This is a genomic window from Undibacterium sp. GW821-FHT07F11, assembly GCF_059418665.1.
In genome coordinates this window covers 85350-105940 of record NZ_JBWKQH010000008.1, presented here as the reverse complement: position 1 = coordinate 105940, position 20591 = coordinate 85350, and the positions used below count along the sequence as shown (strand labels likewise).

Sequence of the window (20591 nt, the reverse complement as noted above, 5' to 3'; positions counted from 1 at the left end):
ATGACCACGTCCAGACGCCTGCAGGATTTTTTTACCCCGCGCTTGCTGCAAGTGCTGGGTTTGCTGGTGTTGCTCGTTTTGTCTGCGATCTTGCTGCGTTTACCTGCGGTGATTGCGATAGACAACAAAATTCTCGATTTGCAATTCAAAATATCGCGTGAATACTCTCCTCAAAAAATAGTCATAGACCCCATCGTAGTAGGGATTGATGAAGCTTTTCTTGATGAGGTTGATGAGCCATTGAGTCTGAATCATAGGCATCTGGCCAATTTTTTAAGAGCCATGAACCAAGCTGGAGCCAAGGTAGTCGGCATGGATCTTAGTTTGCCTGAAAAACGCTTTGATACCTTGATCTCAACACGCAAGGATGCACTCGATTTTCATAAAATATTGCTGACGGGACTGCTGGAAAGCATACAAACTACGCCCGTGGTCGCAGCCAAAATCTGGGATTTGAAGCACGCGCACTATCGCGACATCCAGGTGGATTATGCTGCGGTGCTAGACATGCAGGGTGAGAAATTCCAACCTGTTGCCTCAGCTGAATTTTGCCGCGACAGTGACCAGCGTATACGTCGTTTCCCGGGGCGGGATTGCCAGCCTGATCGCAGTGAACGTGGTCTGGCGACTGAAATAGCGGCAGCTGCAGGTGTACGTCAGGACTGGAATGGTCTGATCAATTACCGTCTCGGTGAGCGCTTCAGGTATATCCCGCTACAAGACATACTGAAACTCGCCGAGCAAGGCAAAACAGCAGAATTGCAACAAGGCTTTGCTGGCAAGATCGTCTTGCTGGGGGCGACCATGGACGCAACCGATCTGGTCGATCTGCCTGTATCACTGGCGGCCTGGTTGCCAGAGAATGATCCCAATCCAGGCGTACTGGCGCACGCGCAGTTATTGCGCAGCATACTGAACCAGCGTTTATTGCAGCAGGCAGGCACGCCTGGTCTGTTTGCTCTGTCTGCCTTGTTTGCCCTGTTCTGGCTGGGGCGCAGCATACGCATCAAATTGCTGGCATTCACAGTTGCCACGCTGGGCTTATTTATGACCAGCAGCATCGTCATGCAATATGATTTCTGGTTGCCGCCAACGGCAGTTTTCCTGACAGGTTTGCTGGCCATGAGCAGTAGCAGCGCCTGGCAAGCATGGCAGCACTATGTTGACAAACAACGTCTGAGCAAAGCTTTTTCTGGCCGCGTCAGCCCGGCTGTCATGCAGGAGATAGTGGAGGGCCGCATAGACCAGACTTCACAAAGCAGGCGTTTGCCTGTCTGCGTTTTGTTCTCTGATATCCGCGGTTTTACCACTTTGTGTGAGCATGCACAGGCTGAAGATGTGGTCAGCCTCTTGAACCGTTACTTTGCCGTCATGAGCAAGATTGTGCATGAGCATGGTGGCACCATAGACAAGTTTATTGGCGACGGCATGATGGCATTTTTTGGCGCACCCAAGCAACTCGATAATCCGGCGCAAAATGCTTTCAATGCCGCGCGGGCCATGCTGTTTGCACTGGATGCATTGAACCTTGAATTGCAGGCGGAAGGTGAAACTGCATTGCAGATAGGCGTTGGCCTGCATGCCGGCGATGCGGTGATTGGTCAGGTCGGTTCGGCAGAGCGGCATGAATACACAGCCATAGGAGATACTGTGAACACTGCAGCAAGGATAGAGGGCTTGTGCAAGGATGTGGGGTATCCTGTCGTCTGTTCTGAGACAGTAGTTGCCAGCCTGGCTGAAGCAGATACCTTGATTCCGCTTGGGGATAAAAATCTCAAGGGGCGTTCTGCTATTGCCGTATGGGGCTGGCAGGCTGTATCTGCTGTTACTGAAATTTAAATACCACAATCTAATTGATGAGTGTGAATATGAGTAAAAATATGAACGCATTGAGAACTTATATGACCATCATGATCAGTCTTGTCACTGCACTGACTTGTGGTCTGGCACATGCCGAGGCAGCCTTGGGCATGGTGCTGGATGTACAGGGCAATGGCAAGATGGAAGTCAATGGCGCGACGTCCAAACTGCAGTTGCTGGCTTACCTGCAACCGAAAATGCAAATCACTCTCGAGGCTGGTGCCAAGGCTTCGCTGTCCTTATATGCGACACGCTCCGTGTATCAGTTGACAGGCCCCGCAACGGTAACGATAGAAAAAGACGGTGTCACCAGTCTGCAGGGACAAAAAGCGGTAGTCCGGCCCATGGCAGAAAAACTCGTGCGTGCAGCGGAAACCAGCAATGTGATTGCAGGTGCCGTGCGCATGCGCCAGGTACCGCCACGTATTGTTACCGTCACGCCCGAAAACAATTCCTTGTTACTCGGCAAGCGTCCAGCATTTAACTGGATTTCTGCTGAAGCGGCAGAGTTTGACATCAGTATTTCTGACATGGATGAGAAGCTCATCGTCACTGAAAAAACCAAAGAGAATAACTGGCTGATGCCAGAGGCGATAAAGCTGGAAGAGGGCGCGACTTACCGCTGGCAAGTCGCTTATATCTCCACCAAAGACGGCAAGACATATACTGCCAGGGCTGAATTCAAAATGGCCAGCAAGGCAGAAGCTATTAGCCTCAATGAACTGAAGCCTGAAGATGGTGCAGGCGTCGAAGACTGGGTCATGTATGCAGCCATGCTGCAAAGCAGGCGGGCTTTTGGTGAGGCCAGACAAGTCTGGCAACAGATCGCCAGGCAGCGGCCAGACTTGCAAAAACTGTCTGAAGCTGCACCTTAAAAAAAAACGTCACGCTCCTAACAGGGCGTGACGTTTTAACGAAGCACGGTATTTTATGCTGCCGTATTCATGCCGGTATCAAGAAAATCGACATGGAAATCAACAATGACCTGACCTGCAATACGCTGGACAGAACCATCCTTGTGCATGCGGCTGACAGTTTTATCTTCGCGTGAGCGCACATCAATCTGGAATTCAGGGTGGCTCTTGGCAAATGCATCCTGTATGGTTTCCCTGACTTGCGCGATCAGGGCTTTTTCAGCAGCGGATACAGTATCAATCGCATCCTGCGCATTTTGCTCAGTCATGGCAATAGCGGCCTCAGTGTCGCCAAAGAACTGATCCACTGTTTGCCTGAACTCTCTTTGTGTCGTCACCACATATTGTATTTTGGCGATAGGGAAAAGGCTATGCACGATGCGTGAAGCCATGACACGTTCAGGGTCCGTCGTCATGACAGTCAGGCTGTCGGCATTTTCTTCCAGTATGACCCAGTGATGATCTTCAACATAGGCGCGTTTGAAATTCTTCAAGGCATCCGGGCGTGCGCGGTCTGCCTTGTAAGGCTGGTATTCGCACTCAAAGAAAGTCGCCAGGGAATTGCCTATATCAGACAAGTTAACTTCAAATTCATCGATGAGGATTTCTTCCACATCCACACCCTTGCGGCGTGCTGCACGCGCAGCCAGGCCCAGTTCAGGTATGGACAGTATTGATGACTTGATCAGGGAATCAAACTTGGTATGAATAACCTGTGGCGACATCAGGCGCTGGGCAAAGGCCACAGCCAGGGTATTGCGCAGGTATTTGAAACCTTCTTCCAGCAACGGCGGGAACTGGCAATCATTGCGGTTATTGATGAGCTGCAGCACGCCCAGCAATTCATTGCTTTGCTCGTGGATCAGCGGGCCAACCATCATGTGCTTGGTACGAAAGCCAGTGCGTTGATCAACGCGGCGCAAGAATTCCAGTTTGGGCGAATGTTTCCTGAGTTCAGCCTCGTCATACACATTCAGAATATTGACAGTCTGCTTGCTCATGGCGACAAAGCCAGCCACGCTCTTTTCAGAAATAGGCAGGGCAAAATCCTTGAATGAGGTCAAACCAGTCTTGACTTTGGATTCGATGGCGTTTTTCTTGTAATTCACTGAGTACAAGGTCAGGCGTTCACAATCAAACAGATTGCAGATGTCGTGCGACAGATCGAGCATGATTTGCTCGATATTACTGGTCGAATGGATGGCATTCGTGATGGTTTGCAGATTCTTGAAGAAATGTAAGCGAGCATGCACGTCCTCTTTATCATAGACATCATACTTATCTTGCTGGACACGGCGTACAAAACTCATAAATTTGCTTTCATCGATGGGAATTCAATCCCAGCTATTTTGCCACAGCCGGGCTATATCGTCATTGCGACACTGATAAGCTTGGGCTCGTTTTTTGCAAAAAGCCAGTGGCAGGTATTGCCGCCGGGGGAAATATTGATAATTTATGGCTATTTCCATTAAAAAAGAGGCATTGCTGCCTCTTTTGTCTGAATGTTAATTACCAGATCGTAATGCGTTTTTCAGGCGCCACGTACATCTTGTCACCTTCCTTGACACCAAAGGCAGAGTAAAACTCTGGCAAATTCGTCAAGGGGCCGTTGCCACGGAACATGGAAGGGGAATGCGGATCAGTATTCACCCTGAGTATGGTTTCGCCATCGCGTGACTTGCCGCGCCAGACTTGCGCCCATCCCATGAAGACACGCTGGTTGCCAGTATATCCATCGATTACCGGGGCTGGTTTGCCACCCAGGGAAATCTGGTAGGCCTTGTAGGCAATTGACAGGCCGGAATTGTCAGCAATGTTCTCACCCAGGGTTAATGCGCCATTGACCTTATAGCCAGGCAAGGGGCTGTAAGCGCTGTACTGGGCGATCATGGCTGCGGTCAGCTTGCCAAAGTTGGCCTTATCTTCCTTGGTCCACCAGTCACGCAAATTACCGTCGCCATCTGACTGGCTGCCAGAATCGTCAAAGCCATGGCTGATTTCATGGCCTATGACTGCACCTATGCCGCCATAATTGACTGCATCGTCAGCTGCTGCGTTAAAGAATGGCGGCTGCAATATTGCCGCAGGGAAGACGATTTCATTCTGACGTGAGTTGTAATAGGCATTCACGGTTTGCGGGCTCATGCCCCAGTCAGTGCGGCTGACCGGTTTGCCCAGTTTTGCCAACTGGCGCTGGTATTCATGTTCACGGCCACGTATGACGTTGCCGACCAGATCATCCTTGGCAATGACTAGCTTGCCATAGTCGCGCCATTGATCAGGGTAGCCTATCTTGGGATTGAATTTTGCCAGTTTTGCCAGGGCTTCTTTCTTGGTTTCGGGGCTCATCCAGCTCAGGGTTTCTATGCTTTGCTTGTAGGCCAGTAGTAAATTGTTGACCATGGTTTGCATGCGCGCCTTATTCTCTGGCGGGAAGTATTTTTCTACATACAACTGCCCCAGGGCTTCTGACATGGCTTCTTCTACCCGGCCTACGCCGCGCTTCCAGCGTGCCTGGTTAGCGGGGACGCTACGCAAGGTCTTGCTGGAAAATTCAAAATCCTGGTCAACGAAACGCTGGCTGAGGAAAGGTGCATAAGCACTCAGGGTTTGCCATTTCAGATAAATCTTCCAGGTATCCAGAGGTGTGGCGGCGATGATCTTGCCCAGGCCGCTGAAAAATTCAGGCTGACGCACGATGACGTAGTCCATTTTGCCTGCCATGCCTATTTCACTGAAATAAGCGTTCCAGTCAAAGCCAGGCAGTAATTGCTCAAGCTGTTTCAGATCTGTCTTGTTATAGGTTTTGACAGGATTGCGGTTTTCTACCTTGGTCCACTGCACCTTGGCGATCTCGGTTTCCAGCGCCATGATGGCAGCGGCCCCTTGTTCAGGCTTGGCCTGGCCACTCATGCCCAGCATTTTTTCCAGGTGCTTGAGATAGGCTTCGCGGAAGCCTTGCAACTTGGCGTCATCCTGTTTCAGATAATAGTCACGGTCTGGCATGGTCAGGCCATTTTGGCTCAGATACACCGCATAGAGGCTGGAGTCACGCGCATCCTGGTTAATGCCGGTCGCGACTGGCACGTTCACGCCTAGTTTGCTGAGCTCTGCCATCAAGGCAGGCAGTTTTGTCTTATCTGTAAGTGCATCTATGCGGGAAAACTGGCTTTGCAGTGGTTTGATGTCAAGCGTATTGGCGCGTGCTTCATCCATGAAGCTATTAAACAGATCGGCAATTTTTTTCTGGTTTGAACCTGCGGCCAGCTTCGTGTTTGCAGCCAGGGTCTGGATGATGTCGTAAGACCTTTGTTCAGACAAATCACGCAACTGGTCAAATGAACCAAAGCGGCCACGGTCCGCCGGTATTTCTGCAGTTGCCAGCCACTTGCCGGACATGTGCTGGTAAAAGTCGTCCTGCGGTCTGACAGTTTTATCTATCCACTGCAAATCTATGCCAGATTGCAGTTTATGCGCGACGATAGTGCCGGTGCTGCCAGCATTTGCATTTTGTGCAAAGGCTGGCGTTGCCAGCATATTTGTAAACAGGCTGGCAAGAGCGAGAGAAATCAGGGTACGTGACATGGTATGTCCTGGCTATGAAGCTTGTTGTGTGGAAAGATCTATAGATGCTCTGTTTTAGCTAAAGTTCAGGAATTTTAGAGAAACTTATGCTGCAGAACGGCAAATGTGAGCTTGAAGGCAATATCAAGGCAGGCGGGTTAATTCAATAGCCAGGAAAACCACGCTAATCGTCAATATAGCAAATGGCTTGATGATGGAAATGGGAAAACGAGGGTGTTCAGGCATGGATGGTGCTATGACCATCCATAGGGCATCCGGCAAATGCCTGTGCTGCATCAGGTCGACACGCCATTGAACCTGGTATTTTCGTGATTCATGCCAATACTCAAGCTCGGCATGTAGCCAGCCAGTAGCACAACCATCATCGTCGCCAGTGATCTCTTGTCTGGTGCTCAAGACACGCACTTGCACTTTGGGCCACAAGGCTATTTGTAATAGCCTTGCACCGTAAACCAGGCCAAGTACGCAGACGAGCAATAAAAGCAGTTTCATTTAAAGACCAGGGTGGATATCGATCGCTTGCATATTGCCCACTCGTACCACTCTTGTAAATGAATGAATGAATTTCTTTATTTGTTATGTCTGTTATGTCAGGCTTTTTCTATACACGATAAATCCCGACCTGTCTGCCACCTGGCGATACAGTTTTTGCGCAGTCTCGTTAGTTTCATGAGTCTGCCAATACACGACGGTAGAACCCGCCAGTTTTGCTTGTTCATACACTGCTTCTATCAAGGCACGTCCCACACCCTGGCCACGTACATCTGGACTGCTGAATAAATCATTCAAATAGCAACTGGCTTCAATACGGCTGGTGGTTCTGTGATACAGGTAATGCGCCAGCCCCACCAGACGTCCATCCTGTTCTGCCACCAGGGCATGCACAGGTTCATAGCCATCAAAGAATCTGCCCCATGTCCTGAGCGTCACTGCTTCTGGCAAGGCATTTGGACCGGTACGCTCATAGAACTGGTTATAGCCTTCCCACAAGACAGACCAGTTGGCGAAATCTTCTTTGGTCACTGCACGGACTACTACTTTACTCATTTACTTTCCTTATCATTTTGTTTTAATCGGTTTTAAACAATTGCTGTTCCATGACATCTGCCAATGCGCGCGAAGCCGGGTCCTGTTTTTCACGCAAGCCATCCACTATATTCACCCTGTCCTGCGTGCTTTTGTTTTGGCTGGTTTTCCATTTTCCGCTGATGCGGCGCACGGGTATTTCTATGCCGACTATCAAGTCCATGATCCTGTCTATATATTCTGCTGGCGCATCGCTGACTTTCCATGGCTGGTCGAACTTGCTCTCAAAATTGTCACTGAGATCGCTGAGCAGGAGTAAAAATTCCTGCCTGTCTTCGACGATGCGCATGGGGCCGTGTGCATGAACGACCGCATAGTTATAGGTCGGTACGACGGAACCGCTGCGCTGCTTTTCTTCATACCAGCGCGGACTGATATAGGCTTGTGCGCCCTGAAAAATCAATAACGCATCCAGACCTGAGTCTGCTCCTTGCCAGACCGGGTTATTGCGGGCCACATGGCCGCGCAATACGCCATACGGTGCATCTGTCGTTGGTGGCGAGATGATGAAGGGAATGTGATTCGCCTCAAGTTCACCTGCTTGCAAGCTGACCAGAGCAGCCAGTGGATGCGCCTGTATCAGGGAGTGTAAGACTTCAATGCGTTCTTCAGAAAAATGACTTGGCATGTACATGGGCTATTCGATTTCTATGATGACTTCGGCATGGATGGAATTGGCGATATAACAGTGTTCATGCGCCATATGATGCAGTTCTTCGCGCTCCTGCAAATTGGGTTGCTTGTCACCACTATAGCTTTCCTGCGGGCGCAGGTGGATGCGGGTAATGGCTGTCTTGCCCTGGGTATTTTTATCCATGATGCCTACCGCCAGGTCACGGTATTGGTCCACCACATAACCACGTTTGGCAACGAAGGACAGGTAAAACAGCATATGACACGATGCCAGCGCCGCAACCAGTGCTTCTTCGGGATCGACATTTTTTTCTTCTGACATGGGTACAGGGACGGATAAAGGGGATGAAGATGCTGGCACTACCAGACCGCCATCAAATTCCCATGCATGCGCGCGGCTGTAGCGATTGTCGCTAAAAGCCTGTTCGCCACGCTCCCATAAAATTTTCGCCTGGTATTGATGCATTTGTTTACTCCGTTGCCATGAATATGCGTTAATCTTATTCTTGGTATTGGCTATTGAAAAGTACCAATTTTATAAAAAATAAGAATGCCAATTTGGTGTAAGCATGCATATTTCACAAATGATTGCCAGTATCGTCCTCGACCGACAAAGCGGGCTGCCCTTGTACCGGCAGTTGTATGCCGAAATACGAAAAGCCATCCTGACAGGCCAGATGCTGCCTGGCATGCAGTTGCCACCCAGCCGCGAGTTTTGTCAGGTGCTGAATATTTCCCGGCAAACTGTCTTGAATGCCTATGATCAATTATTGGCAGAAGGATATTTGCGCGGCTCGGTAGGGCAAGGGACTTTTGTGAATGAAGAATTACCAGCAATTGCTGAACGTAGCAAAGCACTGGTCAGCAATATACCTGCGGCACAGGTGATGGACAGGATTTCAAAACGCGGATTGCAACATATAGATCCACGCGGCAGCACGCGTTTTCATCATGGCAGTGTAAGGGCGTTCAGGGTCAGCATGCCTGACCTGGATTTATTCCCATTTGATATATGGGCGCGACTGAAAGCGCGCCATTGCCGTCATCCCAAAGGACAATTGGGCTATGGTGACCCTGCTGGCCACCTGGCTTTGCGCGAGTTACTCGCGGTTTATTTGAAGGCAGCGCGTGGTGTGAACTGCGCGCCAGAACAAATCCTGATTACCTCCGGTTCGCAGCAGGCCCTATATCTGCTGAGTACCATGTTGCTTGATCCGGGTGAAAAGGCCGTGGTGGAATATCCTTGCTACCGGGGCACGACAGCCGCTTTGCATGCGTCGCAAGCTGATATCTGCGCTGTACCTGTTGATGATGAAGGCATGGATGTCGCGTATGCGGCTATGCATTATCCGGATGCGAAAGTCGCTTTCGTCACACCTTCCCACCAGATGCCGCTTGGCATGACGATGAGCCTGCAAAGACGCATGGCCTTGCTGGAGTGGGCGCAGGCAAATGCGGTATGGATAGTGGAAGACGACTATGACAGTGAATACCGTTTTGGCAGTTCACCACTGGCATCCCTGCAGAGTCTGGATACACATCAGAGTGTCATTTATGTAGGCACTTTGTCCAAGGTGCTATTTCCTGGCCTGCGTCTCGGCTATCTGGTGCTGCCAGAAAAATTACTGGAACCAATGATTGAGGCCAAGGCAGTCATCGATAAACATACCAGCATCATGCCGCAAATGGCACTGGCTGACTTTATTGCGGAAGGCCATTTCGGCAGGCATATCAAGCGCACCAGAAAAGTCTATGCAGAACGTCAGGCGTGCTTGGTGAATTGTCTGGAAAAGGAATTGGCAGATGAACTGGTCTGCGGTGCGCAAGATGGCGGGCTTGATCTGGCTGTGTATTTCAAACAGGCTTACGATGAAGAGCAGATCATAGAAGCAGGGCAAGAAATCGGGCTGGAGTTGCGTGGCCTGGGGCATTACGCTGACGTACCGGGAAAACTCAACAGACCGGCAGAAAGCCCTGACGGTCTGTTACTGGGTTTTGCTTCACTGACTTGTACAGAGATAGAGCGCAGCGTCAGCAAGCTGGCTACGCTCTTCAAAGCTGCTCATTAGCGATCAGGCCGCAATCATTTGCATTGCCGTATCTGCATTTGCATGGCGGTTAATCACACTGATGATGGCGCGCATGCTGGCAGTTGCCGCATCGTCAGCTATGCCCGCACCATGCTGGCTGCTGCCATCATTGATGCGTGCCTCGATGATGCTGATGTACTGTGAACGGCCATGCCGCGTCAATTGCTGCTCTTGTTTGTCGATGATCCTGACTTGATAGCCAAGTACCTGACAGGCATTGACCTGGGCTTCAACAATACCATGACCTGTACCCTGGATAGCTTGTGGCTGTCCGTGGTGCAGCAGATCGACATGCAAGGATACTTGTGCCGGATCGGATGGTGATGTCCTGTGATGCAGGACGGGGTTTGCATGATGAGCTTGATAACTGATGGGTGTTGCTGGCGCGAGATAGCTGTCGCTGAAAATCTGGTGTATCTGTTGTGCCGTCATTTCTTTGCCACTGTCGTCCGCTACCGCTTGCACGACACGGCTGAATTCAATTTGCATGCGCCTTGGCATGCTGATGCCATATTCCTGCTCCAGCAAGAAAGCCATGCCACCTTTGCCAGACTGGCTGTTGACGCGGATCACGGCGTCATAACTGCGGCCAAGGTCAGCCGGGTCTATCGGCAAGTAAGGCACTTCCCAGATGGCGTCTTTCTGTTGCTGGGCAAAACCTTTTTTAATCGCATCCTGATGAGAACCGGAGAAGGCAGTGAACACGAGGTCGCCGACATAAGGGTGGCGCGGATGCACAGGCAATTGATTGCATTCTTCCACGCACTGTCTGACGCTATCGATGTCAGAAAAATCCAGGCCGGGATCAATGCCCTGGGTGTACAAATTCAAGGCCAGTGTGACGAGGTCCACATTGCCGGTGCGTTCGCCATTTCCAAACAGGCAGCCTTCAACCCTGTCTGCACCGGCCATGACAGCAAGCTCCGCTGCGGCGACGGCCGTGCCTCTGTCATTATGTGGATGCACGCTGAGGATAATGGCGTCGCGTTGCGCCAGATTCCTGTCCATCCATTCTATCTGGTCAGCATACACATTCGGCGTTGCACATTCGACAGTGGTCGGCAAGTTGATGATCATCTTGCGTTCAACTGTGGGTTGCCAGATGGCGGCAACTGCATCGCAGACTTCCTTCGAGAAATCCAGCTCGGCCATGCTGAAGGTTTCTGGAGAATATTCAAATACCCATTCTGTCTCAGGCATGGTATCGGTAAGTTGCTTGATGAGGCGGGTGCCATCAGTGGCAATCTGTTTGACTTCTTCACGCGATTTGCCAAAGACGATGCGGCGGAAAGCAGGTGCTATCGGGTTATACAAATGAACGATTGCCCGCTTGGCACCACGCACTGAATCTATGGTGCGGCGTATCAAGTCTTCGCGGGACTGCGTCAATACTTCTATCGTTACATCATCCGGTATCCGTTGTTCTTCTATGAGTTTGCGGACGAAGGCAAAATCAGTTTCTGATGCAGAAGGGAAGGCGACTTCAATTTCTTTAAGACCTATCTTGACCAGCATTTCAAAGAACCTGAGTTTTTTCTTCGCATCCATGGGTTCTATCAGCGCCTGGTTACCATCGCGTAAATCCGTGCTCATCCATATCGGCGTTTTGTTGATGCTGCGGCTGGGCCATTGTCTGTCGTGCAAAGCGATAGTCGGGAAGGCTTGATATTTATTAGCTGGATTACTCATCATGATGTTTTTTCCTTGGGCTGGCACAGTGCCTCAGCAAGGCGCTGATATTTTCAAATTGGTGAATGGATGCTGATGTGGCGGCGCTAAGCTAACCGGCTGCCACAAAGAACGCGAGGCCGGTTAACCGATCAGTAGTCGTAGCGCTAGCAGTTTGTGATTAAGAAGCTTGTAAGCAAGTGACAGCGCAGACTGTGGGCGTGCAAAGCCAGACATGACGCTGATAGCGCCTGCTGAATTCTCTGCTGATGTGCCTGATGGTGTCATGCTATTTTTCCTGATGTCAGGAAGCCTGTGCTGGGTACTACTGGGATATAAGGGTAATTTTTGATACTGGTGTTTCAGGCTGGCAGGTATGCCGCTTAAAACTGGACAAGACGCAACTTATAGTAGCGAGCTTGCTAGAGATGGTAGTAGAACTAGTACAGAAGCAGACACAGACGGCAGCACTGCTTGCAGCTTGGCGCTGTCAGCAGTTTTTCTTGCAGATGTCGATGTCAAAAAAGAGTTCATGTAAATACTGTAAGAGAAATTGGCTATCTTCGTCAAGCGAAATTTTCTTCATCATAAAGAATATTCAACACTCAGCAATAATGTCAGCGATAGGCATTGATCAGTTTTTGCCAGATAGGGTCATTGACAGCATTCCTCAAAATGACATTGATCTGCTGTTGAACCTTGGGCATGTTCAAGGGAACCAGAATCTGTCTGTCATACTGGTCATGCGGTTTTTTCGAGATATAAAACTGCCCCTTCAAATCTGGATGATTCTTCATTTCATAATCGTAGTTGGAGCGACTGATGATGGCCGCATCTATGCGACCTGCCATCAATTTGCGAAAACTATGCTCTTCACTGCTGGCATCGTCACGTTGAATTTTTCCTTCAGCAATGAGTTCATTGACACCGTAATAGTAATAACCCAGCACCAGGCCTATGCGCATGCCAGCCATCGACTTTGCACCTGCGAACTCGAAAGGATGATTTTTGGATGAGACGACATCGTCGATATCGTTCATGACGGGCAGGGTCCACAAGAATTTCTGTTCTTCCCGGTCATTAAACCAGACCGGGCTGACACCAATCACCAGGCCATCCAGATTGCCGGAATTGACCAGCAGATCGAGACGGCGACGCGGCAGATAAATGAGTTCAAAGCGATACGCTGTGTTTTCTTTATTCAGATAACTCAGTATGTCGTTATACAAGCCCCGCCCTGTGACTTGATCCAGTATCAGCGGTGGCTTCAGATGGTAGCTATACACTTTCACCATCTCGACGGCACCAGAACTCTGCCAGCACAGGCAAATCATCAATATCAATGCTGAGCAGATTTTATGCATTGTCAAAGTATTGTTTTACTGTTAACTATATAAAGATGCTGCGATGGAATGTAGTTTAGCCTGCTTCTTCAACTGAGCAAGCATGGCTTCGTTAATTTTGTTGTGCTGGCACACTGCCATGTACCCCTTCTACCAGATAGTACATGCGCTTCAGATTGAACTCACTCATGGGGCCTTTTTCCAAACGCATTTTGCCGGTATTGTCTTTCAACGGCCCAACGAAGGGAACCAGGCTTCCATTGACTATGTCGGCCTCTTTTTCCGCCAATAACTGCCTGACGTCTTTGGGCACACTGCTGTTGATGAATTCCAGCTTGACCATGCCCTCCTTGATGCCGCCATAGACACTGTCAGACTTCCACTTGCCGTCCAGGACATCCTGTGCCTCTTTTGTAAAGTAACTACCCCAATGGTGAGTGACGGCGGCCAGTTGTGCCTTGGGACCATACTTTTTCATGTCGGAATGGTAGGCTATGGCGTAAATCCCCTTTTCCTCTGCCGTTTGAACGACGGCAGTAGAGTCAGTATGTTGTGTCAATACATCAGCACCCTGTTTGCTCAACGACAAGGCGGCTTCTTTTTCCTTGATGGGATCAAACCAGGAGTTGACCCACTGCACCCTGACTTCAGCCTTGGGGTTGACACTGTTCATGCCTCTGGCAAAAGCGTTGATGCCCTGAATGACTTCGGGTATCGGAAATGCTGCAACATAGCCCGCCACCCCTGATTTGCTCATTTTGCCCGCCAGTACGCCTGCAAGGTAACGTCCTTCATAAAAGCGGGCGTTTGCATTTGAGACATTGGCCGCGTTTTTATAGCCTGTCAGATGTACAAATTTGACTTCAGGGAATTGTGCTGCGACCTTCAAAGTTGGTTCCATATAACCAAATGAAGCCGTGATGATGAGTTTATTGCCTTTTTTGACCAGTTCGGCAATGGCTTTTTCTGCAACCGCGCCTTCAGGAACATTTTCCTGATAATTGCTGCTGACTTTGGTACCGAGATTTTTTTCCATCTCTTTCCTGCCAAGGTCAATTTGCCTGGTAAAGCCAGCATCGCCAATAGGGCTGACATACAGGAAGCCGACCTGCAAGGGATCGGCTGCCAGTGTCACGCCGGGAAGCCCCAGACTAAACAACAGAAGACAAAGCAGTGAACGCAGATGGAAACGGAATAGGTGAAAGCAGGGTAGGCTGGACATCATTAATCTCCAAAATTTTATACAAAGATGAGATAACAAAATGCCTGAAAAGCTTAACAAGTACTTTTAGTCCGCTTATGCCTGAATCTTTATGCTTCTTATCTCCTGAAGTCTATATGAATTTGAAAAAGAGAATAGTCGAGTTTTTAATTCAAGATTTTTTGTTGAATTTATAAGAGAACGTTAGCAGCAAGAGACCGATGATGATCATCGGGAATGACAGCATTTGTCCGGCAGAGATGGTCATTCCAAGGATGCTGACTTCGTAGTCGGGGGTGCGGAAATATTCAGTGAAGAAGCGTGTGCAGCCATACAGCGTCACATACAAGGCACCGACGGCCAGGCGCGGGCGGGCTTTGGCAGCATATAGCCAGAGTATGACGAAGACCAGCAAACCATCAACCAATGCCTGATAGATGGGCGAAGGATGAACCGGGTAATTGATGCCGGGCCAGATCATGGCCCAGGGCAAATCTGCCGAAGCTACGCGCCCTGGCAATTCATGGTTGATGAAATTACCCAGGCGACCGGCAGCATAGCCCAGCGGAACTAGCGGAGCGATGAAATCATACACATCGGCAAGATGAAACTTTGCCTTGCGCGCCCACAGGAACATGGCGATCAATACGCCAATAAAACCGCCATGGAAGGACATGCCGCCTTTCCAGACAGCAAATATTTCCAGCGGATTAGCCATGTAATAGGAAAATCCATAAAAAAATACTTCACCCAGGCGGCCACCGAGTATTACGCCGAGTACACCAAAAAACAACATGTCGTCTACGTGCTCACGCGTCCATCCCTGAGCGGCGATATGCGGCTGCCTGAGTCTGAAGCGACCGAGTGCGATAAACTGGGCAAAGGCGAGCAGGTACATGATGCCGTACCAGTGGACAGAGACAGGGCCCAGGTGAAAAGCGACAGGGTCAGGATTGGGATGAGTCAGCATGGATGAATTGGTTAGTTAAACAGGTGGGCAAATGCCGCCAGCACTGCAGAGTGATTGTCCTTGCGCCAGGCCAGGCCAATTTCTACTGTGGCACTGGCTTCTGGCAAATCAAAATACAATACGCCGGGGCGCTGCAGATTTGAGACGGATTGTGGCACAAGTGCGATACCCATGCCAGCCGACACCAAACCGACGATGGTTTGCATCTGTATGGCTTCCTGGCCTATGGCTGGCGTCAGCCCCGCAGCATGGAAGCAGCCAAGGATGGCATCATGCAAAGCCGGGGCAATTTTTCGTGGAAACAGGATCAGAGGCAAGTCAGTGCAGTCGCTCAGACGTAATTGCTGACGCCCCTGGGCCTGGCTTTCAGGTACTGCCAGCATCAGTGGTTCAGACAGTACTTTTTGATAGTTGAATAAGCCTTGCAGCTTTTCAGGGAGTGGTGGTATCAAAAAACCCGCATCAATTTCACCATTTTCGAGCGCCGCCAGCTGTACGTCTGTGGTTGCTTCACGCAGTTCTATGTGGACGTCGGCATGGTGGCGGCGAAATTCGCGCAATGCTGGCGGCAGCACGCTATAGTCGGCAATGGAGACAAAGGCCAGAGACAGATGGCCATAAGTGCCACTGGCGGCTCTTTGTGCCAGCTCTGGCAAGGATTGCGCCTGTTGCAATAGTCGCCTGACTTCGGGTAAGAGTGCCTGTCCGGCTGATGACAGCGAGATATTACGGGTATTGCGGATAAACAGCTCTGCTCCAAGTATGGCTTCGAGTGCCTGTATGGCTTGCGACAGGGGCGGTTGGGTCATGTGCAGACGTGTTGCTGCCCTGCCAAAATGCATTTCTTCCGCAACGGCAAGGAAGTAACGTAACTGGCGTAACTCAAGATTTCGTAATTCAGGTAAAGACATCGGGCAGGTGCCGGTATTTGCGGTATTTTGTATTGAGGCAGGATGCAAGTCCGGAAAAATAATCCGGACACATCCGCACGCAGAAATTAACGGCGATGGGTCTTTTTGTCGAAAGCGCGTTTGACGCGTTCTTTCTGGATTTTTTCAAAGTGCGCATGGTCTTTGCGTTTGTCCAGGCCCAGCATGCGCTCAAGAATTTCAAACCAGACAAAGGCTGCACTCGCACCGCCTATGATCCACCACCAGGACATAGTGGCAAAAATCCACACATCTGCCAGCTTTAGTACCAGCATGATGAATAAAACGATGATGATGAACATGGGAGACATCCTTTTTTGGAAAAACTATCAAACTCACTGTTATGGATCATTGAGTTTCCTTAATTTTACTGCAGGTCAACCCCGGCATGGGGATAAACGTTAAAATTGTCAAAAAGCGGTAGAATGAATTAGTTTTTAACCTGGAGAAAGCAATGAAATATTCTTTATTGGTAGGTTCGGTATTGGCAATAGTGGTTTCTGGCTCGGCAATGGCGAATGCGGATCTGGCAAAAGCAAAAAACTGCATGGCCTGTCATGCCGTCGATAACAAGGTTGTTGGCCCTGCTTATAAGGAAGTGGCCAAGAAATATGCTGCCGATAAGACAGCTGAAGCCAAGCTGGTTCAGAAAGTGTTGAAGGGCAGCTCCGGTGTGTGGGGTGCTATCCCCATGCCAGCAAATGCCCAGGTGTCTGAAGCAGAGGCGAAAACCCTGGTTAAATGGATTTTGAGCCTTAAATGAGTCTTGCTTGATGCAGATACTTTGATCTGCATCAAGCCTGTGTCAATCATCAGGCAATAAAAAAACCTGGCAATTGCCAGGTTTTTTATTGCTCATAAGAACTCTTGAATCTTGAAAGAGCATTGCAACGATAAAACTGCAATGCTCTTCGTCAATCTCAGCTCAAATAAGCTTGTACTGAGCAGCTGTTACTCAGCTATTACTTAACTACGCGCAGCAGTTCACGTTTGCCGCCTTTGTATGTGTACAAAGTCAGTGTGCCGTCTTTGATATCGCCTTTGTCATCAAATGCGATATCGCCTGTTACGCCTTTGTAGTTGATTTTCTTCAACTCTGGCAGGTATTTGGCTGGGTCAGCAGAACCAGCTTTTTTCATTGCTTCTACCATAACCATGACGGAATCATAGACATATGGTGCATAGATCTGGACATCCAGATTGAATTTTTTCTTGTAGGCAGCTTTCCAGTCATCATTGACTTTCTTCTGCGCTTCAAGAACACCACCAGCTTCAGCACAAACTACCTGGCCTTCGCCAATGCCGTTGTCAGCCAGTTTAACCAGATCAGTTGTACAGATACCGTCGCCGCCCATGAACTTGGCTGTAATGCCCAGTGCTTTCATCTGACGCAGCATAGGACCTGCAACAGCGTCCATACCACCGAAGAAGATTACATCTGGGTTTTTAGCTTTGATTGTGGTCAGGATGGCGCTGAAATCTGTAGATTTGTCAGTGGTATGCTCTTGCACGACAACTTCTGCACCCTTGCCTTTGGCGCCTTTGATAAACTCAGCAGCTACACCTTCACCGTAGGCTGTTTTGTCATCAATAACAGCGACTTTTTTCGCTTTATTGATTTGTACAGCGAAGCGGCCCAGTGTGCCACCCAGTTGACCGTCATTGGCCACTACACGGAACGCGCCTTTGAAGCCTTGTTGTGTGTATTTAGGGTTAGTTGCAGATGGGGAGATTTGAACGATACCGGCATCATTGTAAATCTTGGATGCTGGGATAGTTGTACCGGAGTTCAAGTGACCGATAACGCCGTTTACTTTCGCGTCAACCAGTTTCTGTGCTACGGTTGTACCTTGTTTTGGATCGGCACCGTCATCTTCAGCCAGCAATTCGAATTTGGCTTTTTTGCCGCCGATCATCACGCCTTTGGCGTTCAGTTCTTCGATCGCCATTTTGGCGCCGTTTTCATTGTCTTTACCCAAGTGGGCGATCGCGCCGGAGATAGGGCCAACGTGACCAATTTTTACAACCAGATCTTGAGCTGCCGCAGCACCAGCGAAAGCGAAAGCAATTGCGCCAGCCAGTGGAATCATTTTAGTTTTGAACGACATGAACATACTCCTAAGGATTAAAAAGTAGGATAACAATACTGCATCTCTGACTTATTCAGATAACTGAACAGCAAGAAGGTACAACAGAAAAAATATTTCGCAAAGCTATTTTGTGTGGTTTTTTCTCCAAACTGACGTTTTTTATATGCCCCAATATCGCACCCTTGACAAGCTTGATCGCAAGCTTTTGAACCTCCTGCAAAAAGACAACCAAACCCCTACCAGGATACTGGCAGACAAGCTGCATATCTCCCAGCCTACCTGCCTGCGCCGCATACGTGAATTGCGTGAAGCCGGAGTGATCAGCGCCGAAGTGGCGATGGTTGACAGCTTTGCCCTTGGCTATGGCATGCTGGCTTTTCTGGAGGTATCGCTGATTAATCAGTCTGACGAATTCATGCGTGAATTTGAGACCCGCATGAACAAAGAAGCCGAGGTCATGCAATGCTATTTTGTGTCTGGGGAGTACGACTATTTTCTGGTTGTCCATATTATTGATATGGACGCTTACTACCAATTTGTGCGGCGCGCCATTTCTGGCTCTGGCAATGTAAGGCATTTCCATTCCCGTTTCCCCATGAAGCGCGCAAAATTTACGACACGCATTTCGTTTGATGAAAAAGCTGAAGAGTTGCCTGTGCGTATCAGTGGCAAAGGCAAATAATTAAGGCTGTTGATCAGTAAACGCAGGATGTCGCATTAGGATGACAAAAAGAACGCAAGTTGTTGCAGATAGGAATTCCATTTGGCAACTTGCGTGAGGGGAAACTGGTTCATAACGCTCCGTGGGAGGCGCGTTTTAGCCTGCAAGGCAGGGCTGAGCCTGCCTGTTTGTCTGTGTTTGAGATCAGGTCTTGGGATTAAATTTGTGTACTTCAGGCAGGTTGCAGGATGACTTTGTCTGTCTTGCGCTCCATGCCGGTAAATGCAAAATCTACTTCTGGCTGCAAACCTGAAACGATATCGGCAATGGCGCGGCCAGAACCTGCACCCATGGTCCACCCCAAAGTACCGTGACCTGTATTGAGGAAAAGGTTGCTGATGCGGGATTTGCCTATGTAGGGCACGTTGGAAGGCGTCAGTGGCCGCAAGCCTGTCCAGTAGACCGGATTGTCATAGTCGCAGGCATGCGGGAACAACTCGCGGGTGCGCCTGGTGATGGCTTCGCAACGGGCAGTATTCAATTCACGGCCATAGCCATTGATTTCACACGTGCCAGCGACTCGCAGGCGGTTACCCAAGCGTGACACTACCAGCTTATACCCGTCATCCGTCAGCGAGATGACTGGAGCCTGGTCAGGGTTGGTGATTTGATAAGTTGCTGAATAGCCTTTACCCGGATAAATCATCAGGGAGATACCCAAGGGTTTTAACAGTGTTTGTGAATGGCTGCCCATCGCCATAACGAAAGCGTCGGCGCGCAAGGTCTTGTGCCGTCCGGCTGCATCGATGATTTCTACCCCGGTAATTTTGGCGCTGGCACCCGTACCTTCTGATAAAAGCCGGGTCACCGTGGTGTTGAACTGGAACTGCACGCCCGCTGCGGCTGCCTTATCGGCCAGGCCTGTCGTGAATTGATAGACGTCGCCTGACTCATCGGTTTCAGTATAGTCGCCACCAACGATTTTATCGCGTATGCCTGCCAGTGCAGGCTCTCTGCGTACCACTTCATCAGCATCGATAGAGTCGCGCGGGCAACCCAGATCGCGCATGAGTTTTGCTGCGGGCAGGGAAATGTCGAACTCCTTTTGATCTGTGTAGAAATGCAATATGCCTTTTTTCAGGCAGTCATACTGTATGCCGGTTTCCTCACGCAGACTGCGCAAAGTCAGGCGGCTGTATTCAGAGATGGCGACGATCTGGCGGATGTTCTCTGCCGTACGGCCTGGTGTGCATTCACGCAAAAAATGCATGCCCCACAGCCACTGCAGCCATTCTGCACGCGGGCGAAACAGCAATGGCGCATCTTCTTTCCCTAGCCATTTCAAGACTTTCAGCGGTGCAGAAGGATTAGCCCATGGTTCAGCATGGGAGACCGAAATCTGGCCACCATTGGCAAAGCTGGTTTCTTGCGCAGCGCCGGGCTGACGATCAATGACGATTACTTCATGCCCCTGCTTTTTTAAAAACCATGCGGAAGACGTGCCAACAATGCCGGAACCGAGAACGATGACTTTCATGGGTAAATCTCCTGTGTTTCATCT

The 20591-nt window shown here is 49.7% G+C and carries 19 protein-coding genes; 5 read left to right on the top strand and 14 right to left on the bottom strand.

Annotated elements, in window-relative coordinates:
* Together AC07OI_RS20170 and AC07OI_RS20165 are read left to right on the top strand one after the other, a co-directional pair.
* Window positions 1-1839 (top strand): CHASE2 domain-containing protein, encoded by a 1839-nt coding sequence (locus tag AC07OI_RS20170; RefSeq protein WP_495258494.1) that lies wholly within the window; start codon window positions 1-3, stop codon window positions 1837-1839.
* Window positions 1840-1880: 41 nt separating this feature from the next.
* A complete protein-coding gene (locus tag AC07OI_RS20165) occupies window positions 1881-2735 on the top strand; it encodes a hypothetical protein (RefSeq protein WP_495258493.1) in 855 nt (284 codons plus the stop codon).
* Window positions 2736-2788: 53 nt separating this feature from the next.
* On the opposite strand, the gene AC07OI_RS20160 is transcribed toward AC07OI_RS20165, so the two are convergent.
* The 6 genes from AC07OI_RS20160 to AC07OI_RS20135 all read right to left on the bottom strand — a co-directional run bounded on the left by AC07OI_RS20160 (window position 2789) and on the right by AC07OI_RS20135 (window position 8544).
* Window positions 2789-4084 carry a GAF domain-containing protein gene (locus AC07OI_RS20160; protein ID WP_492706673.1) on the bottom strand — a complete coding sequence of 432 codons (1296 nt, stop codon included), beginning with the start codon at window positions 4082-4084 and terminating at the stop codon, window positions 2789-2791.
* Between the two features lie 199 nt (window positions 4085-4283).
* Window positions 4284-6359: a M13 family metallopeptidase gene (locus tag AC07OI_RS20155; protein ID WP_495258492.1), complete on the bottom strand. Its 2076-nt coding sequence runs from the start codon at window positions 6357-6359 to the stop codon at window positions 4284-4286.
* Window positions 6360-6482: 123 nt separating this feature from the next.
* Entirely contained in the window at window positions 6483-6851 is a 369-nt protein-coding gene (locus AC07OI_RS20150; RefSeq protein ID WP_492706677.1) for a hypothetical protein, read from the bottom strand.
* Window positions 6852-6944: 93 nt separating this feature from the next.
* Window positions 6945-7406, bottom strand: coding sequence for a GNAT family N-acetyltransferase (locus AC07OI_RS20145; RefSeq protein WP_492706679.1), 462 nt, complete (start codon window positions 7404-7406; stop codon window positions 6945-6947).
* Between the two features lie 22 nt (window positions 7407-7428).
* Window positions 7429-8079 carry an FMN-binding negative transcriptional regulator gene (locus AC07OI_RS20140; RefSeq protein WP_495258491.1) on the bottom strand — a complete coding sequence of 217 codons (651 nt, stop codon included), beginning with the start codon at window positions 8077-8079 and terminating at the stop codon, window positions 7429-7431.
* A gap of 3 nt (window positions 8080-8082) precedes the next feature.
* On the bottom strand, window positions 8083-8544 hold the full coding sequence (locus AC07OI_RS20135) for an OsmC family protein (protein ID WP_492706682.1): 462 nt from the start codon (window positions 8542-8544) through the stop codon (window positions 8083-8085).
* Window positions 8545-8647: 103 nt separating this feature from the next.
* On the opposite strand from AC07OI_RS20135, the gene pdxR reads away from it, so the two are divergent.
* Complete coding sequence (gene pdxR / locus AC07OI_RS20130) at window positions 8648-10147, top strand: MocR-like pyridoxine biosynthesis transcription factor PdxR (protein ID WP_495258490.1); 1500 nt, start codon at window positions 8648-8650, stop codon at window positions 10145-10147.
* Window positions 10148-10150: 3 nt separating this feature from the next.
* On the opposite strand, the gene leuA is transcribed toward pdxR, so the two are convergent.
* From leuA to AC07OI_RS20100, 6 genes are all read right to left on the bottom strand, one after another.
* Window positions 10151-11863, bottom strand: coding sequence for a 2-isopropylmalate synthase (leuA, locus tag AC07OI_RS20125; RefSeq protein WP_492706835.1), 1713 nt, complete (start codon window positions 11861-11863; stop codon window positions 10151-10153).
* Between the two features lie 590 nt (window positions 11864-12453).
* A complete protein-coding gene (locus AC07OI_RS20120) occupies window positions 12454-13200 on the bottom strand; it encodes a substrate-binding periplasmic protein (RefSeq protein ID WP_495258489.1) in 747 nt (248 codons plus the stop codon).
* A gap of 91 nt (window positions 13201-13291) precedes the next feature.
* A complete protein-coding gene (locus AC07OI_RS20115; RefSeq protein ID WP_495258488.1) occupies window positions 13292-14314 on the bottom strand; it encodes a BMP family ABC transporter substrate-binding protein in 1023 nt (340 codons plus the stop codon).
* Window positions 14315-14552: 238 nt separating this feature from the next.
* Entirely contained in the window at window positions 14553-15350 is a 798-nt protein-coding gene (gene lgt, locus AC07OI_RS20110) for a prolipoprotein diacylglyceryl transferase (protein ID WP_495258487.1), read from the bottom strand.
* 11 nt (window positions 15351-15361) lie between these two features.
* The gene (locus AC07OI_RS20105) at window positions 15362-16261 is read right to left on the bottom strand and encodes a LysR family transcriptional regulator (RefSeq protein WP_495258486.1); all 900 of its coding nucleotides are present in this window, start codon (window positions 16259-16261) and stop codon (window positions 15362-15364) included.
* 86 nt (window positions 16262-16347) lie between these two features.
* A complete protein-coding gene (locus tag AC07OI_RS20100; protein WP_492706692.1) occupies window positions 16348-16581 on the bottom strand; it encodes a TIGR04438 family Trp-rich protein in 234 nt (77 codons plus the stop codon).
* 152 nt (window positions 16582-16733) lie between these two features.
* Between AC07OI_RS20100 and AC07OI_RS20095 the strand changes: the two genes are divergently transcribed.
* Window positions 16734-17042 (top strand): c-type cytochrome, encoded by a 309-nt coding sequence (locus tag AC07OI_RS20095; RefSeq protein ID WP_495258485.1) that lies wholly within the window; start codon window positions 16734-16736, stop codon window positions 17040-17042.
* A gap of 199 nt (window positions 17043-17241) precedes the next feature.
* Here the strand turns inward: AC07OI_RS20095 and AC07OI_RS20090 are convergent, their stop codons facing one another.
* A complete protein-coding gene (locus tag AC07OI_RS20090) occupies window positions 17242-18387 on the bottom strand; it encodes a branched-chain amino acid ABC transporter substrate-binding protein (RefSeq protein WP_492706696.1) in 1146 nt (381 codons plus the stop codon).
* A 145-nt stretch (window positions 18388-18532) separates the two neighbouring features.
* On the opposite strand from AC07OI_RS20090, the gene AC07OI_RS20085 reads away from it, so the two are divergent.
* Window positions 18533-19051 carry an Lrp/AsnC family transcriptional regulator gene (locus AC07OI_RS20085; protein ID WP_492706698.1) on the top strand — a complete coding sequence of 173 codons (519 nt, stop codon included), beginning with the start codon at window positions 18533-18535 and terminating at the stop codon, window positions 19049-19051.
* Window positions 19052-19262: 211 nt separating this feature from the next.
* Here the strand turns inward: AC07OI_RS20085 and AC07OI_RS20080 are convergent, their stop codons facing one another.
* Window positions 19263-20567, bottom strand: coding sequence for a D-amino acid dehydrogenase (locus tag AC07OI_RS20080; protein ID WP_492706700.1), 1305 nt, complete (start codon window positions 20565-20567; stop codon window positions 19263-19265).
* Between the last annotated feature and the right edge of the window lie 24 nt (window positions 20568-20591).